This is a genomic window from Pseudacidovorax sp. NFM-22, from assembly GCF_021401245.1.
Lineage (GTDB): Bacteria > Pseudomonadota > Gammaproteobacteria > Burkholderiales > Burkholderiaceae_C > Xenophilus.
This window is the reverse complement of record NZ_JACBFY010000002.1, coordinates 24427-41803: the sequence shown is the minus strand read 5'-3', so window position 1 is coordinate 41803 and position 17377 is coordinate 24427. Positions and strand designations below refer to the sequence as shown.

General features: G+C 69.2%; 19 protein-coding genes. 8 read left to right on the top strand and 11 right to left on the bottom strand.

Annotated features, from left to right (window positions below; genetic code table 11):
- Window positions 1-58 precede the first annotated feature (58 nt).
- The 6 genes from L0984_RS05875 to L0984_RS05850 all read right to left on the bottom strand — a co-directional run bounded on the left by L0984_RS05875 (window position 59) and on the right by L0984_RS05850 (window position 5222).
- Complete coding sequence (locus L0984_RS05875) at window positions 59-658, bottom strand: response regulator transcription factor (RefSeq protein ID WP_234192832.1); 600 nt, start codon at window positions 656-658, stop codon at window positions 59-61.
- Between the two features lie 59 nt (window positions 659-717).
- Complete coding sequence (locus L0984_RS05870) at window positions 718-2055, bottom strand: tryptophan--tRNA ligase (protein ID WP_234192831.1); 1338 nt, start codon at window positions 2053-2055, stop codon at window positions 718-720.
- A gap of 28 nt (window positions 2056-2083) precedes the next feature.
- On the bottom strand, window positions 2084-2755 hold the full coding sequence (locus L0984_RS05865) for a site-2 protease family protein (RefSeq protein WP_234192830.1): 672 nt from the start codon (window positions 2753-2755) through the stop codon (window positions 2084-2086).
- Window positions 2756-2777: 22 nt separating this feature from the next.
- Window positions 2778-3413 carry an L-threonylcarbamoyladenylate synthase gene (locus L0984_RS05860; protein WP_234192829.1) on the bottom strand — a complete coding sequence of 212 codons (636 nt, stop codon included), beginning with the start codon at window positions 3411-3413 and terminating at the stop codon, window positions 2778-2780.
- 22 nt (window positions 3414-3435) lie between these two features.
- Window positions 3436-4299, bottom strand: a complete 864-nt coding sequence (locus L0984_RS05855; protein WP_081682305.1) for a DMT family transporter — start codon at window positions 4297-4299, stop codon at window positions 3436-3438.
- 65 nt (window positions 4300-4364) lie between these two features.
- Window positions 4365-5222, bottom strand: a complete 858-nt coding sequence (locus tag L0984_RS05850) for a 3',5'-nucleoside bisphosphate phosphatase (protein ID WP_234192828.1) — start codon at window positions 5220-5222, stop codon at window positions 4365-4367.
- A gap of 168 nt (window positions 5223-5390) precedes the next feature.
- Between L0984_RS05850 and L0984_RS05845 the strand changes: the two genes are divergently transcribed.
- A complete protein-coding gene (locus L0984_RS05845) occupies window positions 5391-5696 on the top strand; it encodes a hypothetical protein (RefSeq protein WP_234192827.1) in 306 nt (101 codons plus the stop codon).
- On the opposite strand, the gene L0984_RS05840 is transcribed toward L0984_RS05845, so the two are convergent.
- Window positions 5680-6774, bottom strand: coding sequence for a transporter (locus L0984_RS05840; RefSeq protein WP_234192826.1), 1095 nt, complete (start codon window positions 6772-6774; stop codon window positions 5680-5682). The two genes, L0984_RS05845 and L0984_RS05840, sit on opposite strands and share 17 nt — an antisense overlap.
- 144 nt (window positions 6775-6918) lie before the next feature.
- Between L0984_RS05840 and ppk2 the strand changes: the two genes are divergently transcribed.
- The 7 genes from ppk2 (at window position 6919) to urtE (ending at window position 14941) form a co-directional block, all read left to right on the top strand.
- Window positions 6919-7842, top strand: a complete 924-nt coding sequence (gene ppk2 / locus L0984_RS05835) for a polyphosphate kinase 2 (protein WP_234192825.1) — start codon at window positions 6919-6921, stop codon at window positions 7840-7842.
- A 118-nt stretch (window positions 7843-7960) separates the two neighbouring features.
- Entirely contained in the window at window positions 7961-8986 is a 1026-nt protein-coding gene (locus L0984_RS05830) for an extracellular catalytic domain type 1 short-chain-length polyhydroxyalkanoate depolymerase (RefSeq protein ID WP_234192824.1), read from the top strand.
- Between the two features lie 79 nt (window positions 8987-9065).
- Entirely contained in the window at window positions 9066-10340 is a 1275-nt protein-coding gene (gene urtA, locus L0984_RS05825; RefSeq protein WP_234192823.1) for an urea ABC transporter substrate-binding protein, read from the top strand.
- A gap of 212 nt (window positions 10341-10552) precedes the next feature.
- The gene (gene urtB, locus L0984_RS05820; RefSeq protein WP_234192822.1) at window positions 10553-12121 is read left to right on the top strand and encodes an urea ABC transporter permease subunit UrtB; all 1569 of its coding nucleotides are present in this window, start codon (window positions 10553-10555) and stop codon (window positions 12119-12121) included.
- A gap of 4 nt (window positions 12122-12125) precedes the next feature.
- Window positions 12126-13361 carry an urea ABC transporter permease subunit UrtC gene (gene urtC, locus L0984_RS05815; protein WP_234192821.1) on the top strand — a complete coding sequence of 412 codons (1236 nt, stop codon included), beginning with the start codon at window positions 12126-12128 and terminating at the stop codon, window positions 13359-13361.
- On the top strand, window positions 13358-14233 hold the full coding sequence (gene urtD / locus L0984_RS05810; RefSeq protein ID WP_234192820.1) for an urea ABC transporter ATP-binding protein UrtD: 876 nt from the start codon (window positions 13358-13360) through the stop codon (window positions 14231-14233). The genes urtC and urtD overlap by 4 nt, the downstream gene beginning before the upstream one ends.
- 3 nt (window positions 14234-14236) lie before the next feature.
- On the top strand, window positions 14237-14941 hold the full coding sequence (urtE, locus tag L0984_RS05805) for an urea ABC transporter ATP-binding subunit UrtE (protein ID WP_234192819.1): 705 nt from the start codon (window positions 14237-14239) through the stop codon (window positions 14939-14941).
- A gap of 9 nt (window positions 14942-14950) precedes the next feature.
- On the opposite strand, the gene L0984_RS05800 is transcribed toward urtE, so the two are convergent.
- From L0984_RS05800 to L0984_RS05785, 4 genes are read right to left on the bottom strand one after another with little or no spacing between them, the layout of a single operon-like run.
- Window positions 14951-15958 (bottom strand): aldo/keto reductase, encoded by a 1008-nt coding sequence (locus L0984_RS05800; protein WP_234192818.1) that lies wholly within the window; start codon window positions 15956-15958, stop codon window positions 14951-14953.
- Window positions 15930-16505 (bottom strand): hypothetical protein, encoded by a 576-nt coding sequence (locus L0984_RS05795; protein WP_234192817.1) that lies wholly within the window; start codon window positions 16503-16505, stop codon window positions 15930-15932. The genes L0984_RS05800 and L0984_RS05795 overlap by 29 nt, the downstream gene beginning before the upstream one ends.
- Entirely contained in the window at window positions 16502-16960 is a 459-nt protein-coding gene (locus L0984_RS05790; RefSeq protein WP_234192816.1) for a MarR family winged helix-turn-helix transcriptional regulator, read from the bottom strand. Before L0984_RS05790 ends, L0984_RS05795 begins: the two co-directional genes overlap by 4 nt.
- Entirely contained in the window at window positions 16957-17337 is a 381-nt protein-coding gene (locus tag L0984_RS05785) for a GIY-YIG nuclease family protein (protein ID WP_234192815.1), read from the bottom strand. Before L0984_RS05785 ends, L0984_RS05790 begins: the two co-directional genes overlap by 4 nt.
- Window positions 17338-17377: the final 40 nt, after the last annotated feature.

The window sequence follows — 17377 nt, the reverse complement described above, 5'->3', positions numbered from 1 at the left end:
GGGCCGCTGGGTGCCCCCCGCAGGGGGGAGGCGGAGCGCCAAGCGCGCAGCCTGGGGGTCAGCGCAAGTTCGACAGCAGGCCGTGGCTGCGCGCGTGGTGCAGCGCCTGCGTGCGGCTCTTCACGCCAAGGCGGCGGAACAGCCGCCACAGGTGCACCTTGACGGTGTGCTCGCTGATCTCCAGCTGGGTGGCGATGTCGCGGTTGGACAGGCCCTGGTCCAGCATGGCGATCAGCTGCGTCTGCCGGCGCGAGAGCTTGCCGGTGGGCGCCGGCGGCTCCAGGTCGCCGTCGTCGGCCGACAGCAGGCCGCGCAGGGCCGCCGTCAGCTCGGCCGAACCGCTGGACTTCTCGATGTAGATGTCCGTACCGGCCTCGATGCAGGCCTCTTCCATGTCGGCGGCGGGCGAGGCGGAGTACACGGCCACGGGGATGTCGGGGTACGACTCCTTGACCGTCAGCACGCCCGAGACGCCGGTGACGTCGGGCAGCTTGAGGTCGAGGCAGAACAGCTTGGGCCGGCCGTGGTGCTCCACGGCGTTGGCCAGCTTGTCCAGGCGGTCGAGTTCGACCACGTTCTCGGAGGGCCGCAGGCGGCGAAGGACCATCACGATGGCCTCGCGCATGAGGGGGTGGTCGTCGATGACGTAGATGCTCATGGTGTGCGTGTCTGGAGAGAGGGCCGGGAGATGGCGTCCGTCGGGGGCGACGTGCCGGGTCAGGACGCTGGGGCGGATTCGGCCGCCGCTTCCGCCAGCACGGCCAGCGCTGCCACGACGGCAGCGCGCGCCGCATTGTCCAGCGGCGCGAGCCGGGAGGCCAGCGCCGCGAGGGCCGGTTCGCCCTCCGCCTGCAACTGCGCGATGGCGCGGCCGGCTTCCTGGGGCGAGGCGAAGCCCTGGCTCTGCAGCAGCACCGTGCCGCGGGCGTCCTGCAGCTTGAAGTAGAACTGGCCGTCGTCGCGCTCGCGGTACTGCTTGAAGCTGGGCCGGGCGGCCTTGGCGGCCTTCGTCGTGCCGCCGGCGGCAGCGCCGAGTTGGCCCAGGTTGCGCAGGCCCACGGCCTCGCGCAGCCGCGAGGTCAGCGCGCGCGAGAGCACGCGGGCCTTCTCGCCGCCCGCGCGAAGCGTGTCCTCGATGCGCTGGGGCTCGGCCATCAGCGCCTCGTAGCGTTCGCGCAGGGGGGCGACCTCCTGGTCGATGCGGTCCACCAGCACCTGCTTGGCGTCGCCCCAGGCGATGCCCTCGGCATAGGCCTTGCGCAGCGCGTCGGTCTCGTCGGCGGTGGCGAAGGCCTGGTAGATCTGGAACAGCGCCGAGCCCTCGGTCTCCTTGGGCTCGCCGGGGGCGCGCGAGTCGGTCACGATGCTGGCGATCAGCTTCTGCAGCTGCGCACGCGAGGAGAAGAGGGGAATGGTGTTGCCGTAGCTCTTGCTCATCTTGCGGCCATCCAGGCCGGGCAGCAGGGCGACGGCGTCGTCGATCTCGGCCTCGGGCAGCGTGAAGTGCTCGCCGTAGAGGTGGTTGAAGCGCTGCGCCATGTCGCGCGCCATCTCGATGTGCTGCACCTGGTCGCGGCCCACCGGCACCTTGTGGGCGTTGAACATCAGGATGTCGGCCGCCATCAGCGCCGGGTACATGAAGAGGCCGATGCTGACGTCCGCATCCGGGTCGGTGCCGGCGGCGGTGTTGCGGTCCACCGCGGCCTTGTAGGCATGGGCGCGGTTGAGCACGCCCTTGCCGGTCACGCAGCTCAGGAACCAGGTCAGCTCCGGAATCTCGGGAATGTCGGACTGGCGGTAGAAGGTCACGCGCTCCGGGTCGAGCCCGCACGCCAGCCACGAGGCCGCGATCTCCAGCGTGGAACGCTGGATGCGCGCCGGCTCGTCGCACTTGATGAGCGCGTGGTAGTCGGCCAGGAAGTAGTAGCTCTGCACGTCCGGGCGCTGGCTGAAGCGCACCGAATGGCGGATCGAGCCCACGTAGTTGCCCAGGTGCGGCGTGCCGGTGGTGGTGATGCCGGTCAGGAAGCGGGTCGGAGCGGAGGCGGAGGACATGGCGGGGCGGACGGCAGCGAAAAGGGGGTCAGCGCAGCAGCGCGGCAATGGGAGAGATCAGCAGGTTCAGGAAGGCATAGCCCAGGCCCATCAGCGGCCGCAGCCACAGCGAGCCGACCACGCCCAGCACCACCAGGCCCATGACGATGAAGAAACCGAAGGGCTCGATGCGTGCTAGCCAGTACTGTGCCCGGCCGCGTGGCAGCACGCCGGCCAGGATGCGGCCGCCGTCGAGCGGCGGCAGCGGGAACAGGTTGAAGGCCCACATGACCAGGTTGGTCAGGATGCCGGCGTTGGCCATGCCGACGAAGAAGCGCTCCTGCACGCCCGCCACGGTGAGGCCGACCAGGAACAGCGTCCAGAGGATGGCCTGGATGAAGTTGGAGGCCGGCCCGGCCAGCGCCACCCAGATCATGTCGCGCTTGGGGTTGCGCAGGTGGCCGAAGTTGACCGGCACCGGCTTGGCATAACCGAAGAGGAAGGCGCCCGAGGTGGCGAAATACAGCAGGATCGGCATGGCGATGGTGCCGATCGGGTCGATGTGCTTGAGCGGGTTGAGCGTGAGCCGCCCCATCATCTGCGCGGTGTTGTCGCCGAAGTGCCGGGCGACGTAGCCATGGGCCGCCTCGTGCACCGTGATCGCGAAGATCACCGGCAGGGCGTAGATGAGGACGGTCTGGATGAGGTTGGAGGCTTCCACCGCGGGATTGTCTCAGACGGATTCACAGGCCCAGCGGCCCCAGCGGGCCGCGGCCCTGCCGGATCAGCGCCGGCTCGCCGCCCGCGTCCATGGGCGTGAGGTCGACCACCGTGGTCGGCTCGGAGGTGCAGGCACCGGCGTCGATCACGGCGCCGACCAGCTTCTCGAAGCGGTCGCGGATCTCCTGCGGGTCGTTCATCGGCTCGGTCTCGCCCGGCGGGATCAGCGTGCTGGCCAGCAGCGGCGCGCCGTGCAGCGCCAGCAGCTCGGCCAGCACGGGATGCTCGGGCACCCGCAGGCCGATGGTCTTGCGCTGCGGATGGCTCACGCGGCGGGGGACTTCCTTGGTCGCCTCCAGAACGAAGGTGTAGGGGCCGGGCGTGCAGGTCTTGAGCAGGCGGTACTGGCGGTTGTCCACGCGGGCGTAATTGGCCAGCTCGCTCAGGTCGCGGCACAGCAGGGTCAGCAGCCGCTTCTCGTCGATCTGGCGGATGCGGCGCAGCTTGTCGACGGCATTCCGGTCGTCCAGCTGGCACGCCAGCGCATAGCTGGAGTCGGTGGGCACCGCGATCACCTCGCCCTTGGCGAGCAGGGCCACCGCCTGCTTGAGCAGGCGCGGTTGCGGGTTGTCGGGGTGGACCTCGAAATACTGGGCCATGGTCTTGTCCTCCTGTCGAAGTTCAGCCCTCGACCGGCTCGATGGGCTGGCGCCGCTCGCGCACCGTCAGCCAGGCGCCGCCGGCGCCGCACACGGCGATCAGGCCGATGCCCGCGAACGACATGCGGTCGGGCAACTGGTCGAACACCAGCCAGCCCCCCAGCATGGCGAAGCCGATCTGGGCGTAGAGAAAGGGGGTGAGGGTGGACGCGTGGGCGCGCTGGTAGGCCAGGATCAGCAGGAAGTGGCCCACCGTGCCCATCAGCCCCATGAGGGCCAGCAGCGCCCAGTCCTGCCAGGCGGGCAGCGCCTGCCAGGCGAAGGGCAGGAACAGGGCCGCGATCAGCGTGCCCACCCAGCCGGTGTAGAAGTGCAGCGTCAGCGGCTTCTCGGTGCGGGCCAGGCGGCTGGTCAGCACCTGGAACCAGGCGTTGCACACCACCAGTCCCACGGGCATCACGACCGCCCAGCCGAAGCCCTCGCCGCCCGGGCGCAGGATCAGCAGCGTGCCCACGAAGCCGCCGGCCACCAGGGCCCAGCGCAGGGCCGACACCCGCTCGCCCAGGAGGGTGGCCGCCATCAGCGTGACGGCCAGCGGCACGACCAGCACGATGGCGGTGAATTCGGCCATGGGCATGTGGCCCAGGCTCAGATAGGCCAGCAGGCTGCTGCCCAGCAGCAACGCCCCGCGCAGCACCTGGAAGCGCGGGTGCTGCGTGCGCAGCAGCGCCGTGCCATGCAGGGGCAGCAGGATGGCGGTGGTGGCCACGGCCTGGAAGGCATAGCGGAACCACACGGCCATGAACACGGGCACGGTGGCCGAGGCGACCTTGGTGGTGGTGTCGAGCACCGCGAAGCACCCGACGGCCAGCAGCAGCAGGGCCATGCCAGCCAGCGTCCGCAGCGTGTCGCTCGCGGGGACGGCACCCCGCGGGGCGCAGGCCGCGCCTGTCACTGCACGCGGTCCGCCAGCAGGGACCAGACGGGCTGCAGGCTGGGCGAGAGAAGGGGCAGGCGCCCCAGGTCGCAATGGCTTTCGTCGGGGCTGTGGAAGTCGCTGCCGCGGGAGGCGGCCAGGCCGAACTCCTTCGCCTTGTCGGCGTATTCGACGTATTCGGCGGGCGTGTGGCTGCCGGTAACCACCTCCACCGCCTGGCCGCCGTGGCCCTTGAACTCGGTGAAGAGGGCGTATTCCTCGTTCGCGGTGAACTTGTAGCGGCCCGGGTGCGCGATGACCGCGACGCCGCCGGCATCGCGGATCCAGCGGATCGCGTCGCCCAGGCTGGCCCAGCGGTGGGGCACGTAGCCGGGCTTGCCCTCGGTCAGGTACTTGCGGAACACCTCGGAGGTGTCGCGGCAGTGGCCCTGCTCGACCAGGAAGCGCGCGAAGTGCGTGCGGGAGATGAGTTCGGGGTTGCCGACGAAGCGCAGCGCGCCTTCATAGGCACCCTTGATGCCGACCCGGGCAAGCTGGTCGGCGATCTCGCGGGCGCGCGGGCCGCGGCCATTGCGGGTGTCGTACAGGCCCTGGCGCACCGCGGCGTCCGCGGCATCGAAGCCCAGGCCCACGATGTGCACCGTCTCGTTGCAGAAGGTGACGGAGATCTCGACACCGGTGAGGAAGCGCAGGCCGTTGGCACGGGCGGCTTCGGCCGCACGCTCCAGGCCGCCCACCTCGTCATGGTCCGTCAGGGCCCAGAGCTGCACGCCATTGGCGGCGGCGCGGGCGGCCAGCGCTTCGGGCGTCAACGTGCCGTCCGAGACCACGGAGTGGCAATGCAGGTCGGCGTTGATGTCGTGGTCGGGCACCCGCTCGATTCTAAGGAGTCGGTCTTTGCCCTGCCGGCGCAGGGGCCGGGGGGCACGAAGGGGCCGGCGGCCCCCTGGGAACAACCCCGGGACTGACTCGGAGTTGTCATATTTCCAGGCAGGACGCAAGGGCAGAATCCGCGACCGTCTGTCATCCCCTACCTACGCATGAACGCCATCAAGGAAGCCCGCCGCTACATCGAACGCCGCCCGCCGGAAGATCCAGCGGCCCGTACGCTGGCGGCCCTGGTCCTGGCGCTGGAGACCGACCGCGGCTTCGACCTGTCCTCGCTCTATGCGTTGGACTACAAGAGCTTCGACCTGGCCATCGAGGTGCTGCGCGACTGGCGCCTGGACCGCTACTACGCGGGCAAGGCGAAGCTGTTCGACCTCTCCATGCAGGTGCACGAGTCGCCGGAGACGCCGGCCGCCCTCGCGGCGTCGTCGTCCGCCGACGCTACTTCTTCTTCCTGAACGCCAGCCAGGCCGCCACGGCGGTGAAGGTGGCCACGATGGCCACCAGGTGCCAGAACCCGTGCGGGTTCTCGGCCAGCGGGATGCCGCCCACATTCATGCCGAACAGGCCGGCCAGGATGTTGATGGGCAGGGCCAGCACCGTCACCACCGTCAGCACGAACAGGCTGCGGTTGTTGTCCTCCTGCACGCTGGCGGCGAGCTCCTCCTGCAGCAGCTTCACCCGCTCCTGCAGGCCGTGCATGTCGCGCAGCACGACCGAGAACTCCTCCGACGCATCGCGCAGCCCCTGCGCATCGGCCTCGGCCATCCAGGCCGGCGGGCGCTGCAGCAGCCGGAACAGCGCCGCCGGCTCGGGCGCCAGCAGGCGCTGAAGCCGCACCAGCACCCGCCGCATCTCGCCCAGGCGCGCGCGCTGGGCGTCGGGACGACGCGCGAGCAGCGCGTCCTCGATGGCGTCGATGCGGCCGGTGACGGTGCGCACCACGCCCACCAGCACATCCGCCTGCGTGCGCATCAGCCGCTCCAGCAGTTCGGTGGTCGAGCGGGGCGCCTCGCCGGTGCGCACGGCCAGGCGTAGGTCGTCCACCGAGCGCAGCGGCCGCGTGCGGGCCGTCACCACCAGGCGCGGACCGACGCCGATCCACAGCGTGGCGATGTCCGAAGGCTCGAAGCCGAAGTCGAAATGCAGGTCGTTGATGACGGCCACCAGGGCGTCGTCGTCGCGCTCGATGCGGGTCGAATGGGTGCCCTCGCGCAGCGCCTCGTAGAAGCTGTCGGGCAGGCCGGCATGGCGCTCCAGCCAGCGCTGGGCCTGCGCATGGCTGAGGTTGAAGTGCAGCCAGGCATAGGGCGGGGCACCGTCCGGCTCGGCCCGGGCCACGGCGCCGGCATGGGGGCCGGTGTCGCTGCGCGTGCCGGCGACCTCCTGCAGCCACAGCGCGGCCTCGTCCAGGTCCAGCGGGCGCGGCGGCGACGACGCCTCGCCGTCGAAGAGGTAGCCGCAGATCAATCCGGCGGCGTCCGCGCCGTGGGCAGTGGCGGCGAGCGGAGCAGGGGGCGGCAGGGGCGAGGGCACGGCGCGGGAGCGAAAGTAGGTCTGGGATGATGTGACGTCGGCATGTCAATCCGATGACGGCGCGGTCCCCGGGTGTCATGGTTGCGTCATGGGGCCGCACGAGCATGTGCGGCGTTCTTGTGTCCCACTTTGCGGTGCATCGCCATGCCTTCTTCCGACTTCACGCCCACCGACCATGACGTGCTGATGCGCCGCATCGCCGAGGATCTGATCGACGGCTACGACGAGGAGATCGAGCTGGAGCTGGAGGACCGCGTGATCGGCCCCGACGGCAAGCTGCAGCACGAGGAAGGCGGCCTGCCGCGCCGCACCTACTTCGAGGCGCTCTTTCGCCTGCAGGGCGAGCTGGTCAAGCTGCAGGACTGGGTGCAGCACACCGGCCAGAAGGTGGTGATCCTGTTCGAGGGCCGCGACGCGGCGGGCAAAGGGGGCGTGATCAAGCGCATCACCCAGCGCCTGAACCCGCGGGTGGCCCGCGTGGCGGCACTGCCGGCGCCCAATGACCGCGAGCGCACGCAGTGGTACTTCCAGCGCTATGTGTCGCACCTGCCGGCGGCCGGCGAGATGGTGCTGTTCGACCGCAGCTGGTACAACCGCGCCGGCGTCGAGAAGGTGATGGGCTTCTGCACCGACGACGAGCTGGAGGAGTTTTTCCGCACCGTCCCCGAGTTCGAGAAGATGCTGGTGCGCTCGGGCATCCGGCTGATCAAGTACTGGTTCTCCATCACCGACGAGGAGCAGCATCTGCGCTTCCTGGGCCGCATCCACGATCCGCTCAAGCAGTGGAAGCTCAGCCCCATGGACCTGGAAAGCCGCCGCCGCTGGGAGGACTACACCAAGGCCAAGGAGGCGATGCTGGAGCGCACCCACATCCCCGAGGCGCCGTGGTGGGTGGTTCAGGCGGTGGACAAGAAGAAGGCGCGCCTGAACTGCATCACCCACCTGCTGGGGCAGATGCCTTACCGCGAGGTGGAGCATCCGCCCATCGCACTGCCGGACCGCGAGCGGCACCCCGACTACTTCCGCCAGCCCGTGCCCCAGAGCATGATCGTTCCAGAGGTCTATTAGCCCTGCCCAGGCCCCGCGGTGCCTCTGCGATGGCCGGCGCGGCGCAGGGCAGTCCGCTGATTGACGGGCGGCGGCGGGTGGCGAAGCATTCAGCGCTTTGCTTCTCCAAGGCTGCGCCATGCCCCGTCGTCCTCCTTCTCTCGGCCGCACTTTCGCGAAGGCTTATCAACGGCAGTTGAAGGCGGTCACGGGCGCGCTCACTCGCGCGGGGCAGGGCGTGGCCACGCGCGTGCGCGACGCGGCGGCGGAGAGCAGTCGGCCGCCGCCGGGGCCGGGTGACTGGCTGGCCGGGATCGCCTTCGCGGCCGGCGGGGCCTGCCGCTATCACCTGTTCGTGCCGCCGCCCGTGCCCGGGCGGCCGGTGCGCGGGCTGCCGCTGGTGGTGATGCTGCACGGCTGCCGGCAGTCGGCGCGGGACTTCGCCATCGGCTCGCGCATGAACGCGCTGGCGCGGCGCGAGGGCTTCCTGGTGCTCTATCCGCAGCAGTCGGCGCTGGCCAATCCCGAAGGCTGCTGGAACTGGTTTGCCGAACAGCGGGCCGATGCCGAGGTGGGCCTGGTGCTGGCCGCCATCGACCAGGCCTGCCTGCTCTACGGTGCCGACGCCTCGCGCATCGCCGTGGCAGGGCTGTCGGCCGGGGCGGGGCTGGCGGCGCGGCTTGCCATGCGCGCGCCCGAGCGGCTGCAGGCCGTGATGATGCATTCGGGCGTGGCGCCGGGTGCCGCGACCTCCGCGCGCCAGGCGCTGGGCGCCATGGCGGGCCGGCGCGCGCCCGTGCTCGATCTGGCGGCGGACGGCGCCGCCATGCTGCCGCGGTTGCTGGTGGTGCAGGGCGGACGCGACACGGTGGTGCGTCCTGCGGCCGGCCGCCTGGCCGCCGAGGTCTGGGCGCAGGCCGTCGGCGCCGAGGCCACCGAGCCCGTGATCCAGCAACGCGGCAAACGCCTTCCCATGCAGGTGACGGACTACCGCCGCGGCCGGGTGCTGGAGGTGCGGCTGGTGGAGATCGAGGCGCTGGGTCACGCCTGGAGCGGCGGCAGCGCCCGGGGCAGCTATGCCGATCCGGCGGGGCCGGACGCGGGCCGGCTGTTCTGGGACTTCGCGCGCCGCGCCTTCGCGGCATGTACGCCACCCGGCGTATAGCCCGCCCGGGGCCCGGCAAGGAGACTCCATCCCGTTCCTTCCATCCCTTGCCAACCGAAACCCCAGGAGAAGAGCAGCCATGCAACGTCGCTTCACCCTCAAGGCGCTGACCGCCAGCGTCGCCCTCGCCAGCCTCGGCGCCGCGCCCGCCTTTGCCCAGCAGGACACCATCAAGGTCGGCGTGCTGCACTCGCTGTCCGGCACCATGGCCATCTCCGAGACCGTGCTCAAGGACACGGTGCTGATGGCCATCGACGAGATCAACGCCAAAGGCGGCGTGCTGGGCAAGAAGCTCGAGCCCGTCGTGGTGGACCCGGCCTCCAACTGGCCCCTGTTCGCCGAGAAGACCAAGCAGCTGCTGGGCCAGGACAAGGTCGCCGTGATCTTCGGCTGCTGGACCTCGGTGTCGCGCAAGTCGGTGCTGCCGGTCGTCGAAGAGATGAACGGCCTGCTGTTCTACCCCGTGCAGTACGAGGGTGAAGAGCTGTCCAAGAACGTGTTCTACACCGGCGCCGCGCCCAACCAGCAGGCCATTCCCGCCGTCGACTACCTGATGAGCAAGGAAGGCGGCGCCGCCAAGCGCTGGGTGCTGCTCGGCACCGACTACGTGTACCCCCGCACCACCAACAAGATCCTGCGCGCCTACCTCAAGAGCAAGGGCGTGAAGGACAGCGACATCGACGAGAAGTACACCCCCTTCGGCCACAGCGACTACCAGACCATCGTCGCCGACATCAAGAAGTTCAGCCAGGGCGGCAAGACGGCCGTGGTGTCCACCATCAACGGCGACTCCAACGTGCCCTTCTACAAGGAACTGGGCAACGCCGGCCTGAAGGCCAAGGACGTGCCGGTGGTCGCCTTCTCGGTGGGCGAAGAAGAGCTGCGCGGCGTCGACACCAAGCCGCTGGTGGGCCACCTGGCCGCCTGGAACTACTTCATGAGCATCAAGAGCCCGGCCAACACCGAGTTCATCAAGAAGTGGTCCGCCTACGCCAAGGCCAAGAACATCCCCGGCCACAAGGACAAGCCGCTGACCAACGACCCGATGGAGGCCACCTACATCGGCATCAACATGTGGAAGCAGGCCGTCGAGAAGGCCAAGTCCACCGACGTCGACAAGGTCATCGCCGCCATGGCCGGCCAGACCTTCAACGCGCCCTCGGGCATCGTGAGCAAGATGGACGAGAAGAACCACCACCTGCACAAGTCGGTGTTCATCGGCGAGATCCAGGCCGATGGCCAGTTCAAGGTGGTGTGGAAGACCAAGGAGCCGGTCAAGGCCAAGCCCTGGAGCCCGTACATCGAAGGCAACGACAAGAAGAAGGACGAACCCGACGGCAAATCGAAGGTTTGACGACCACCCCGTTTCTTGCTCACTTCGTGTAGCCGAATCCCCCTCAAGGGGCGCACCCGGCGGCCCGGCAAAGCCGGTTCCGCGGGTGCGTGCGAACGGGCTTCGCTTCGCTTGCCCTGGGTTGACGGGCGCACAGGCTCGATCTTGCTTGTCGGGATCGGGCCTTTCTTGTTTATGTCGAGGACGACGTGAAAACACCTCTCCGCTTGTTCATGCAGATGGCATGTCTTGCCCTGCTGGTATTGGCTGGGCCGACTCGGGCGCTGACGGCCGACGAGGCCCTGGCCATGGCCTCGGGCGATGCCGAAAGCCGCATCGCCGCCATCAACAAGGCCGTCGCCGTGGCCGACGAGAAGACCAAGGCTTTCCTGCAGGCCCTGGTGGATGAGGCGGTGAAGTTCACCGACAAGCAGGCCTACGTCATGAAGGACGACAAGGGCTTCGACCCGGTCACCGGCGCCGAGGTGAAGGTGCCGGCCGAGGCCGAGGACGTGGTCAACAACAACCTGATGCGCGGCGCGCTCGATGCCGCGCAGGCCGCGCTGCAGCTCACCAGCCCCGACGAAGCCGTGCGGCTCGAAGCCGCCGACGCCCTCTTCAAGGAGCCCGACGAATCGCGCGTTCCGCTGGTCGAGAAGGCCCTGGCCGCCGAGCAGAGCGCCAAGGTCAAGGCCAAGCTGATGCTGGTGCGCGACGCCTCCATGCTGTCGAGCGCAGACGCCGCCAAGCGCCTGGCCGCTGCCAAGGCGTTGGGCGACAACAAGAACCCCGACACCAAGCTGCTGCTCAACCAGCGCCTGGCCGACGAGACCGACCCGCAGGTCAAGGCCGCCATCCAGGCCAGCATCGCGTCCATCGATGGCGCGCTGGTGTGGGGCGACCGGCTGGGCGTGGTGTTCAGCGGCATCAGCCTGGGCTCGGTGCTGCTGCTGGCAGCCCTGGGCCTGGCCATCACCTACGGCCTGATGGGCGTGATCAACATGGCCCATGGCGAGCTGATGATGATCGGCGCCTATGCCACCTATGTGATGCAGGGCGTGTTCCAGCGCTTCCTGCCGGAATCGATGTTCGGCTGGTACCTGGTGGCGGCCATCCCGGTCTCGTTCATGGCCTCGGCCCTGGTGGGCGCGGTGCTGGAGCGGGGCGTGATCCGCTTCCTGTACGGCCGGCCGCTGGAGACGCTGCTGGCCACCTGGGGCATCAGCCTGATGCTGCAGCAGCTGGTGCGCACGATCTTCGGCGCGCAGAACGTGGGTGTGGAGAACCCCGGCTGGATGAGCGGCGGGCTGGAAGTCCTCTCCAACCTCGTGCTGCCCTGGAACCGCATCGGCATCATCATCTTCGCCGGGCTCGTGCTCGCGTCCATGGCCTGGCTGATCAGCCGCACGCGCCTGGGTCTCTTCGTGCGCGGCGTGACGCAGAACCGGCCCATCGCCTCGTGCATGGGCGTGAACACGGCGCGGGTGGACACCTACGCCTTCGCGCTGGGCTCGGGCATCGCCGGCCTGGCGGGCTGCGCGCTCAGCCAGATCGGCAATGTGGGGCCCGACCTGGGCCAGAGCTACATCGTCGACAGCTTCATGGTGGTGGTGATGGGCGGCGTGGGCCAGCTGGCCGGCACCGTCTACGCGGCCCTGGGCCTGGGCGTGCTCAACAAGTTCATCGAAGGCTGGGCGGGCGCGGTGCTGGCCAAGATCGCCATCCTGGTCTTCATCATCGTGTTCATCCAGAAGCGGCCGCAGGGCATCTTCGCGATCAAGGGCCGCAGTGCCGAGGCCTGATGCCATGACGACATCCGTTCAACTTCCCTCCAAAGCCCCGCTGCTCAGCGGCAAAGGCTGGACCGCCTTCTTCATCGCGCTGATCGTGGCGTGCGGCCTGGCGCCGGTGCTCAACCTGTGGGTGCCCGACGGCAGTGCCTTCCACCTCAGCGACTATGCGGTGGCGCTGCTTGGCAAGATCATGTGCTACGCCATCTGCGCGCTGGCCATGGACCTGATCTGGGGCTACACCGGCATCCTGTCGCTGGGCCACGGCCTGTTCTTCGCGCTGGGCGGCTACATGATGGGCATGTACCTCATGCGGCAGATCGGCCGCGACGGCAACTACAAGAGCGACCTGCCGGACTTCATGGTCTTCCTCGACTGGAAGACGCTCCCCTGGCACTGGACCTTCAGCGACAGCTTCGTTTTCCAGATGCTGATGGTGGTGGTGGTGCCGGGCCTGCTGGCGCTGGTCTTCGGCTACTTCGCCTTCCGCTCGCGCATCAAGGGCGTGTACTTCTCGATCATCACGCAGGCCATGACCTTCGCGGCCATGCTGCTGTTCTTCCGCAACGAGACCGGCTTCGGCGGCAACAACGGCTTCACCGACTTCAAGCGCATCCTGGGCATTCCGATCGCCACGCAGGAGATGCGCATGACGATCTTCGCCCTCACCGGCGCGGTGCTGCTGGGCTTCTTCCTGTTCGCCAAGTGGCTGATCGGCAGCAAGTACGGCCGCGTGCTGCAGGCCATCCGCGATGCCGAGTCGCGCACCATGTTCTGCGGCTACAACCCGCTGCCCTACAAGCTCAGCATCTGGGTCATCTCGGCCATGATGTGCGGCGTGGCCGGCGCGCTGTACGTGCCGCAGGTGGGCATCATCAACCCGGGCGAGATGAGCGCCGCCAACTCCATCGAGATCGCCATCTGGACGGCCGTCGGCGGACGCGCGACGCTCATCGGACCCATCGTCGGCGCCTTCCTGGTCAACGGTGCCAAGAGCTGGCTGACGGTGGTGGCGCCGGAATACTGGCTGTACTTTCTGGGCGCGCTCTTCATCGCGGTCACGCTGTTCCTGCCCGACGGCATCGTGGGGCTGGTGCGCCGGCTGATGAACCGCGGCAAGGCCGAGGTCGCCGCCGAGCCCGTGGCCCCCACCGGCCGCGAGGAAGCCCAGCGCGCGCTGGCCAGGGAGGAGGGCGTGGAGCCCGCCGCCCTGCCCACCGTGCATGTCGAACCCAAGGGAGCCCAGGCATGACGCCCGACCTGATGGAAGCCGGCGCCGAGCGCCATGCCCGCGCCCAGGGCCTGCCTGCGGGCGCATCCACCGAATCCGGTGGCCGCACCGCCGGCTACGGCCGGCCCGCGGTGTCCGGCGAGGTGGACGTGGCCCACGGCCGCATCCTGTACCTGGAAGACGTGAGCGTGAGCTTCGACGGCTTCAAGGCCATCAACAAGCTGAGCCTGGACATCGCGCCTGGCGAGCTGCGCTGCATCATCGGGCCCAACGGTGCGGGCAAGACCACGATGATGGACATCATCACCGGCAAGACGCGGCCCGACGAAGGCACCGTGTACTTCGGCAGCACCATCGACCTGCTGCGCCACCGCGAGGCCGAGATCGCGCAGCTGGGCATCGGCCGCAAGTTCCAGAAGCCGACGGTGTTCGAGCACCTGACCGTGTTCGAGAACCTGGAGCTGGCGCTCAAGACCGACAAGCGCGTGAAGCCGTCGATGTTCTTCAAGCTCGACTCGGCCCAGGCCGACCGGCTGGCCGAGATCCTGCAGACCATCCACCTGGCCGACAGCGTCAACCGCATGGCCGGCACGCTGAGCCATGGCCAGAAGCAGTGGCTGGAGATCGGCATGCTGCTCATGCAGGACCCGAAGCTGCTGCTGCTCGACGAGCCCGTGGCGGGCATGACCGACGAGGAGACGGCGCGCACCGCCGAGCTCTTCCTCACGCTCAAGGGCAAGCATTCGCTGATGGTGGTGGAGCACGACATGAGCTTCATCCGCACCATCTCCGAGATCGTCACCGTGCTGTGCGACGGCTCGGTGCTGGCGCAGGGCACGCTCGACGAAGTCCAGTCGGACGAGCGGGTGATCGAGGTTTATCTAGGACGTTGAGCCATGCTGAAGGTCAAGAACATCCACCAGTACTACGGCGGCTCGCACATCCTGCGGGACCTGAGCTTCGAGGCGCCGCTGGGCCAGGTCACCGTGCTGCTGGGCCGCAACGGCGTGGGCAAGACCACGCTGCTGAAGTCGCTCATGGGCCTGGTGCCGATCAAGAGCGGCAGCATCGAGTTCGACGGCCAGCCGGTGCACAAGAAGACGCCCTACGAGCGCGCCCGCGCCGGCATGGGTTTCGTGCCGCAGGGCCGCGAGATCTTCGCGCGGCTGACGGTCGAAGAGAACCTGCGCATGGGCCTGGCCTACCGCAGTGCATCGACGCCCATCGCGCCCGAGCTCTACGAGCTGTTCCCGGTGCTCAAGCAGATGCTGCACCGGCGCGGCGGCGACCTGTCGGGTGGCCAGCAGCAGCAGTTGGCCATCGCCCGCGCGCTGGCCCCGGGGCCGAAGATGCTGATCCTGGACGAGCCCACCGAAGGCATCCAGCCCAGCATCATCAAGGACATCGGCCGCGCCATCCGCCGCCTGGCCGACGAGGGCTGGAAGGGCCAGAAGATGGCCATCGTGCTGTGCGAGCAGTACTACGACTTCGCCGAGGAGCTGGCCGACCACTACCTGGTGATGGAGCGCGGCGAGGTCATCGCACGTGGGCTGGGCAAGGACATGGCGGCGGACGGCGTCCGCCAGCTCGTGGCCATTTGAGGCCGGGCGTCAGCCCGCGAACTCTTCCGTGTCCACTTCCTGCGTGGCCTGTGCCGGGTAGCGCGGACCGCTCACGGTGCGCTGGTTGATGAGCTCGCCGGCGCGGGCGATCACGTCGGCGGGCGGTCGGAGGTCGGCCGCGGCCAGGTCCTCGTGCAGATGGTCCAGGCTGGTGGTGCCGGGGATGGGGAGGATGTCCTCGCCCTGCGCCAGCAGCCAGGCCAGTGCCAGTTGGGCGGGCGTGCAGCCGGCTTCTTGCGCCAGGGCCTCGAAGCCGGAGAGCAGCGAGAGGTTGCGCGGATAGTGCTCGGCCGAGAAGCGCGGCATGGGCCGGCGGATGTCCTTGGCGTCCAGCGCGGCCACGTCCGTGAGGCGGCCCGTCAGGTAGGCCCGGGCCAGCGGGCTGAAGGCCACGAAGGCGGTGCCCAGTTCGCGGCAGGCGGCCAGCACGGCGATCTCGGGGTTGCGCGTCCAGAGCGAATACTCGGTCTGCACGGCGGCGATGGGATGCACGGCGGCGGCCTTGCGCAGCGTGCCGGCCGAGACTTCCGACAGACCCAGCGCGCGCACCTTGCCCTCTTCGATCAGGCGCGACATCTCGCCCACCGAATCCTCGATGGGCACCTTCTTGTCCCAGCGGTGAAGGTAGTAGAGGTCGATGACGTCGGTGTTCAGGCGGCGCAGGCTGTCCTCGCAGTTGCGGCGCAGCGTGGCGGGGCGGCCGTCGATCACGCGGCGCATCACGCCGTCCTCGCCCTTCACGCCCGCCATGCCGCCCTTGCTGCAGAGCGTGAACTGCTGGCGGTGCTTCTTCAGCACGCGGCCCACCAGTTCCTCGTTGGCGCCGAAGCCGTAGAGCGCGGCGGTGTCGAACAGGGTCACGCCGGCATCCAGCGCGGCCAGCAGCACGCGCTCGCCCTGCTCGGGCGAGGGCGGCACGCCATAGGCGTGACTCAGGTTCATGCAGCCCAGGCCGATGGCCGAGACCTCAAAGTTCGCGATACGTCGTGTGTGCATGGGCAGAGCTTAGTCGGGGTTGGAAGGTTGAAAGCGGTGCACGGATTCTTTGCCAGGCCAGGTGCTGCCAGGCCGCCGTGCCGTAGCCGGCCACGAGGTCGTGACCGAGGGCCCGCCAGGCGGGGTCGGTCGCGTCGAGGCCCAGGTCTTCGATGAAGGGTGCCTGCACGATGAAGCACTGGCGGCGGTAGGGGAGCAGGAAGCCGCCCGGCTGCGTCGCGAGCACCGGCGCTGCCTCGTCATGGCGCGCGAACCAGAGGTGCAGCAGCAGGCCCGTGCGCGGCGCGTGCCAGAAGTCGCCCATGTCATCGCCCGGCGCGGCCAGGCCGCCGAGCACGCGGCGGGCATGGTCCCAGTGCAGGAAGCCGAGTTCGCGCGCCGCGGCCTGCAGATGGTCGCCCAGGGTGCGGTCATCGCCGCGGCCCTCGCGGCGGGCGCCATTCAGGCGCACGCGGGCACGCACCTTGAGCTCCTCCGCCGGAACCTTGGCGCGCTCCATCGGGACCTCGTCGCGGACAGGCTTCTGCCCAAGCGGCTGCTCGCTCATGGCGCGGGCGCCGCAGACGGTGTCGGGGTGACGGCGCTGCGTGCCACGGCATCGAGCTGCGCCTGCAGCGCGTCCGGGCCGCACAGGTCCAGACCGACGCCGGCCCAGGCCTTGGCGCACACCGCACCCACGGTCTGCGCGGCTTCGGCATGCAGTTGCCGGCCGGCGGGCCGAAGCAGCAGGGCGCCAGCCTCGCGTGCAACGAGGCCGGTCTTCTCCAGGGGCATCAGTTGCCGGACGAGCGCCGAGGGCGCGATGTGCAGGGCCTGTGCGAGCTGCAGCGTGGGCAGACGTCCATGCGATGCCTGCGTCAGCGCATCGAGCAGCAGGAAGTCCTTCGTGTCGAGGCCGTGCCACATGCCCAGCCGTTCATCCAGGCGCTGCTGCTGGCGCACATGGGCGCGGGCGAGCGCCAGGCCGAGCCGCATGGCCTGGGCGTCGGTCAGCCGGCTCATGCGCCACCTCCTTGTCGTGCGCCGCCGTCGGCCGCGGGTGACAGCAACTCGGCCTCCCACAGCGCCAGCAGCGTCCCCAGTTCTGCGTCGTAGTCGAAGGCGGGATCGTCGCGCTCCTTCACGCGGTCGACGACCTCGAAGCGGAAGGCTTCGGCGCCGTGCGTGTTCCAGGCCGATTGCAGGGCCCGGTCGCGATGGGCGCCACGCATGAGTTCGAAGCGCAGGCGGTTGAAGATGCCGTCCAGATGGCGGCTGCTGCCCACGCGCAGCAGCCCGGCGGCGTCGCAGCGCAGGACATAGATGCCCATGGCGGGAAAGGCCTGCTTGTACTGGCGCGTCAACTCGCGACGGGCCTGCAGGGAAAGGGAAGGGGTCATGGCAGTGCTCCAGGTCCTCGTCGGCGAGCCGGTCCCGCAT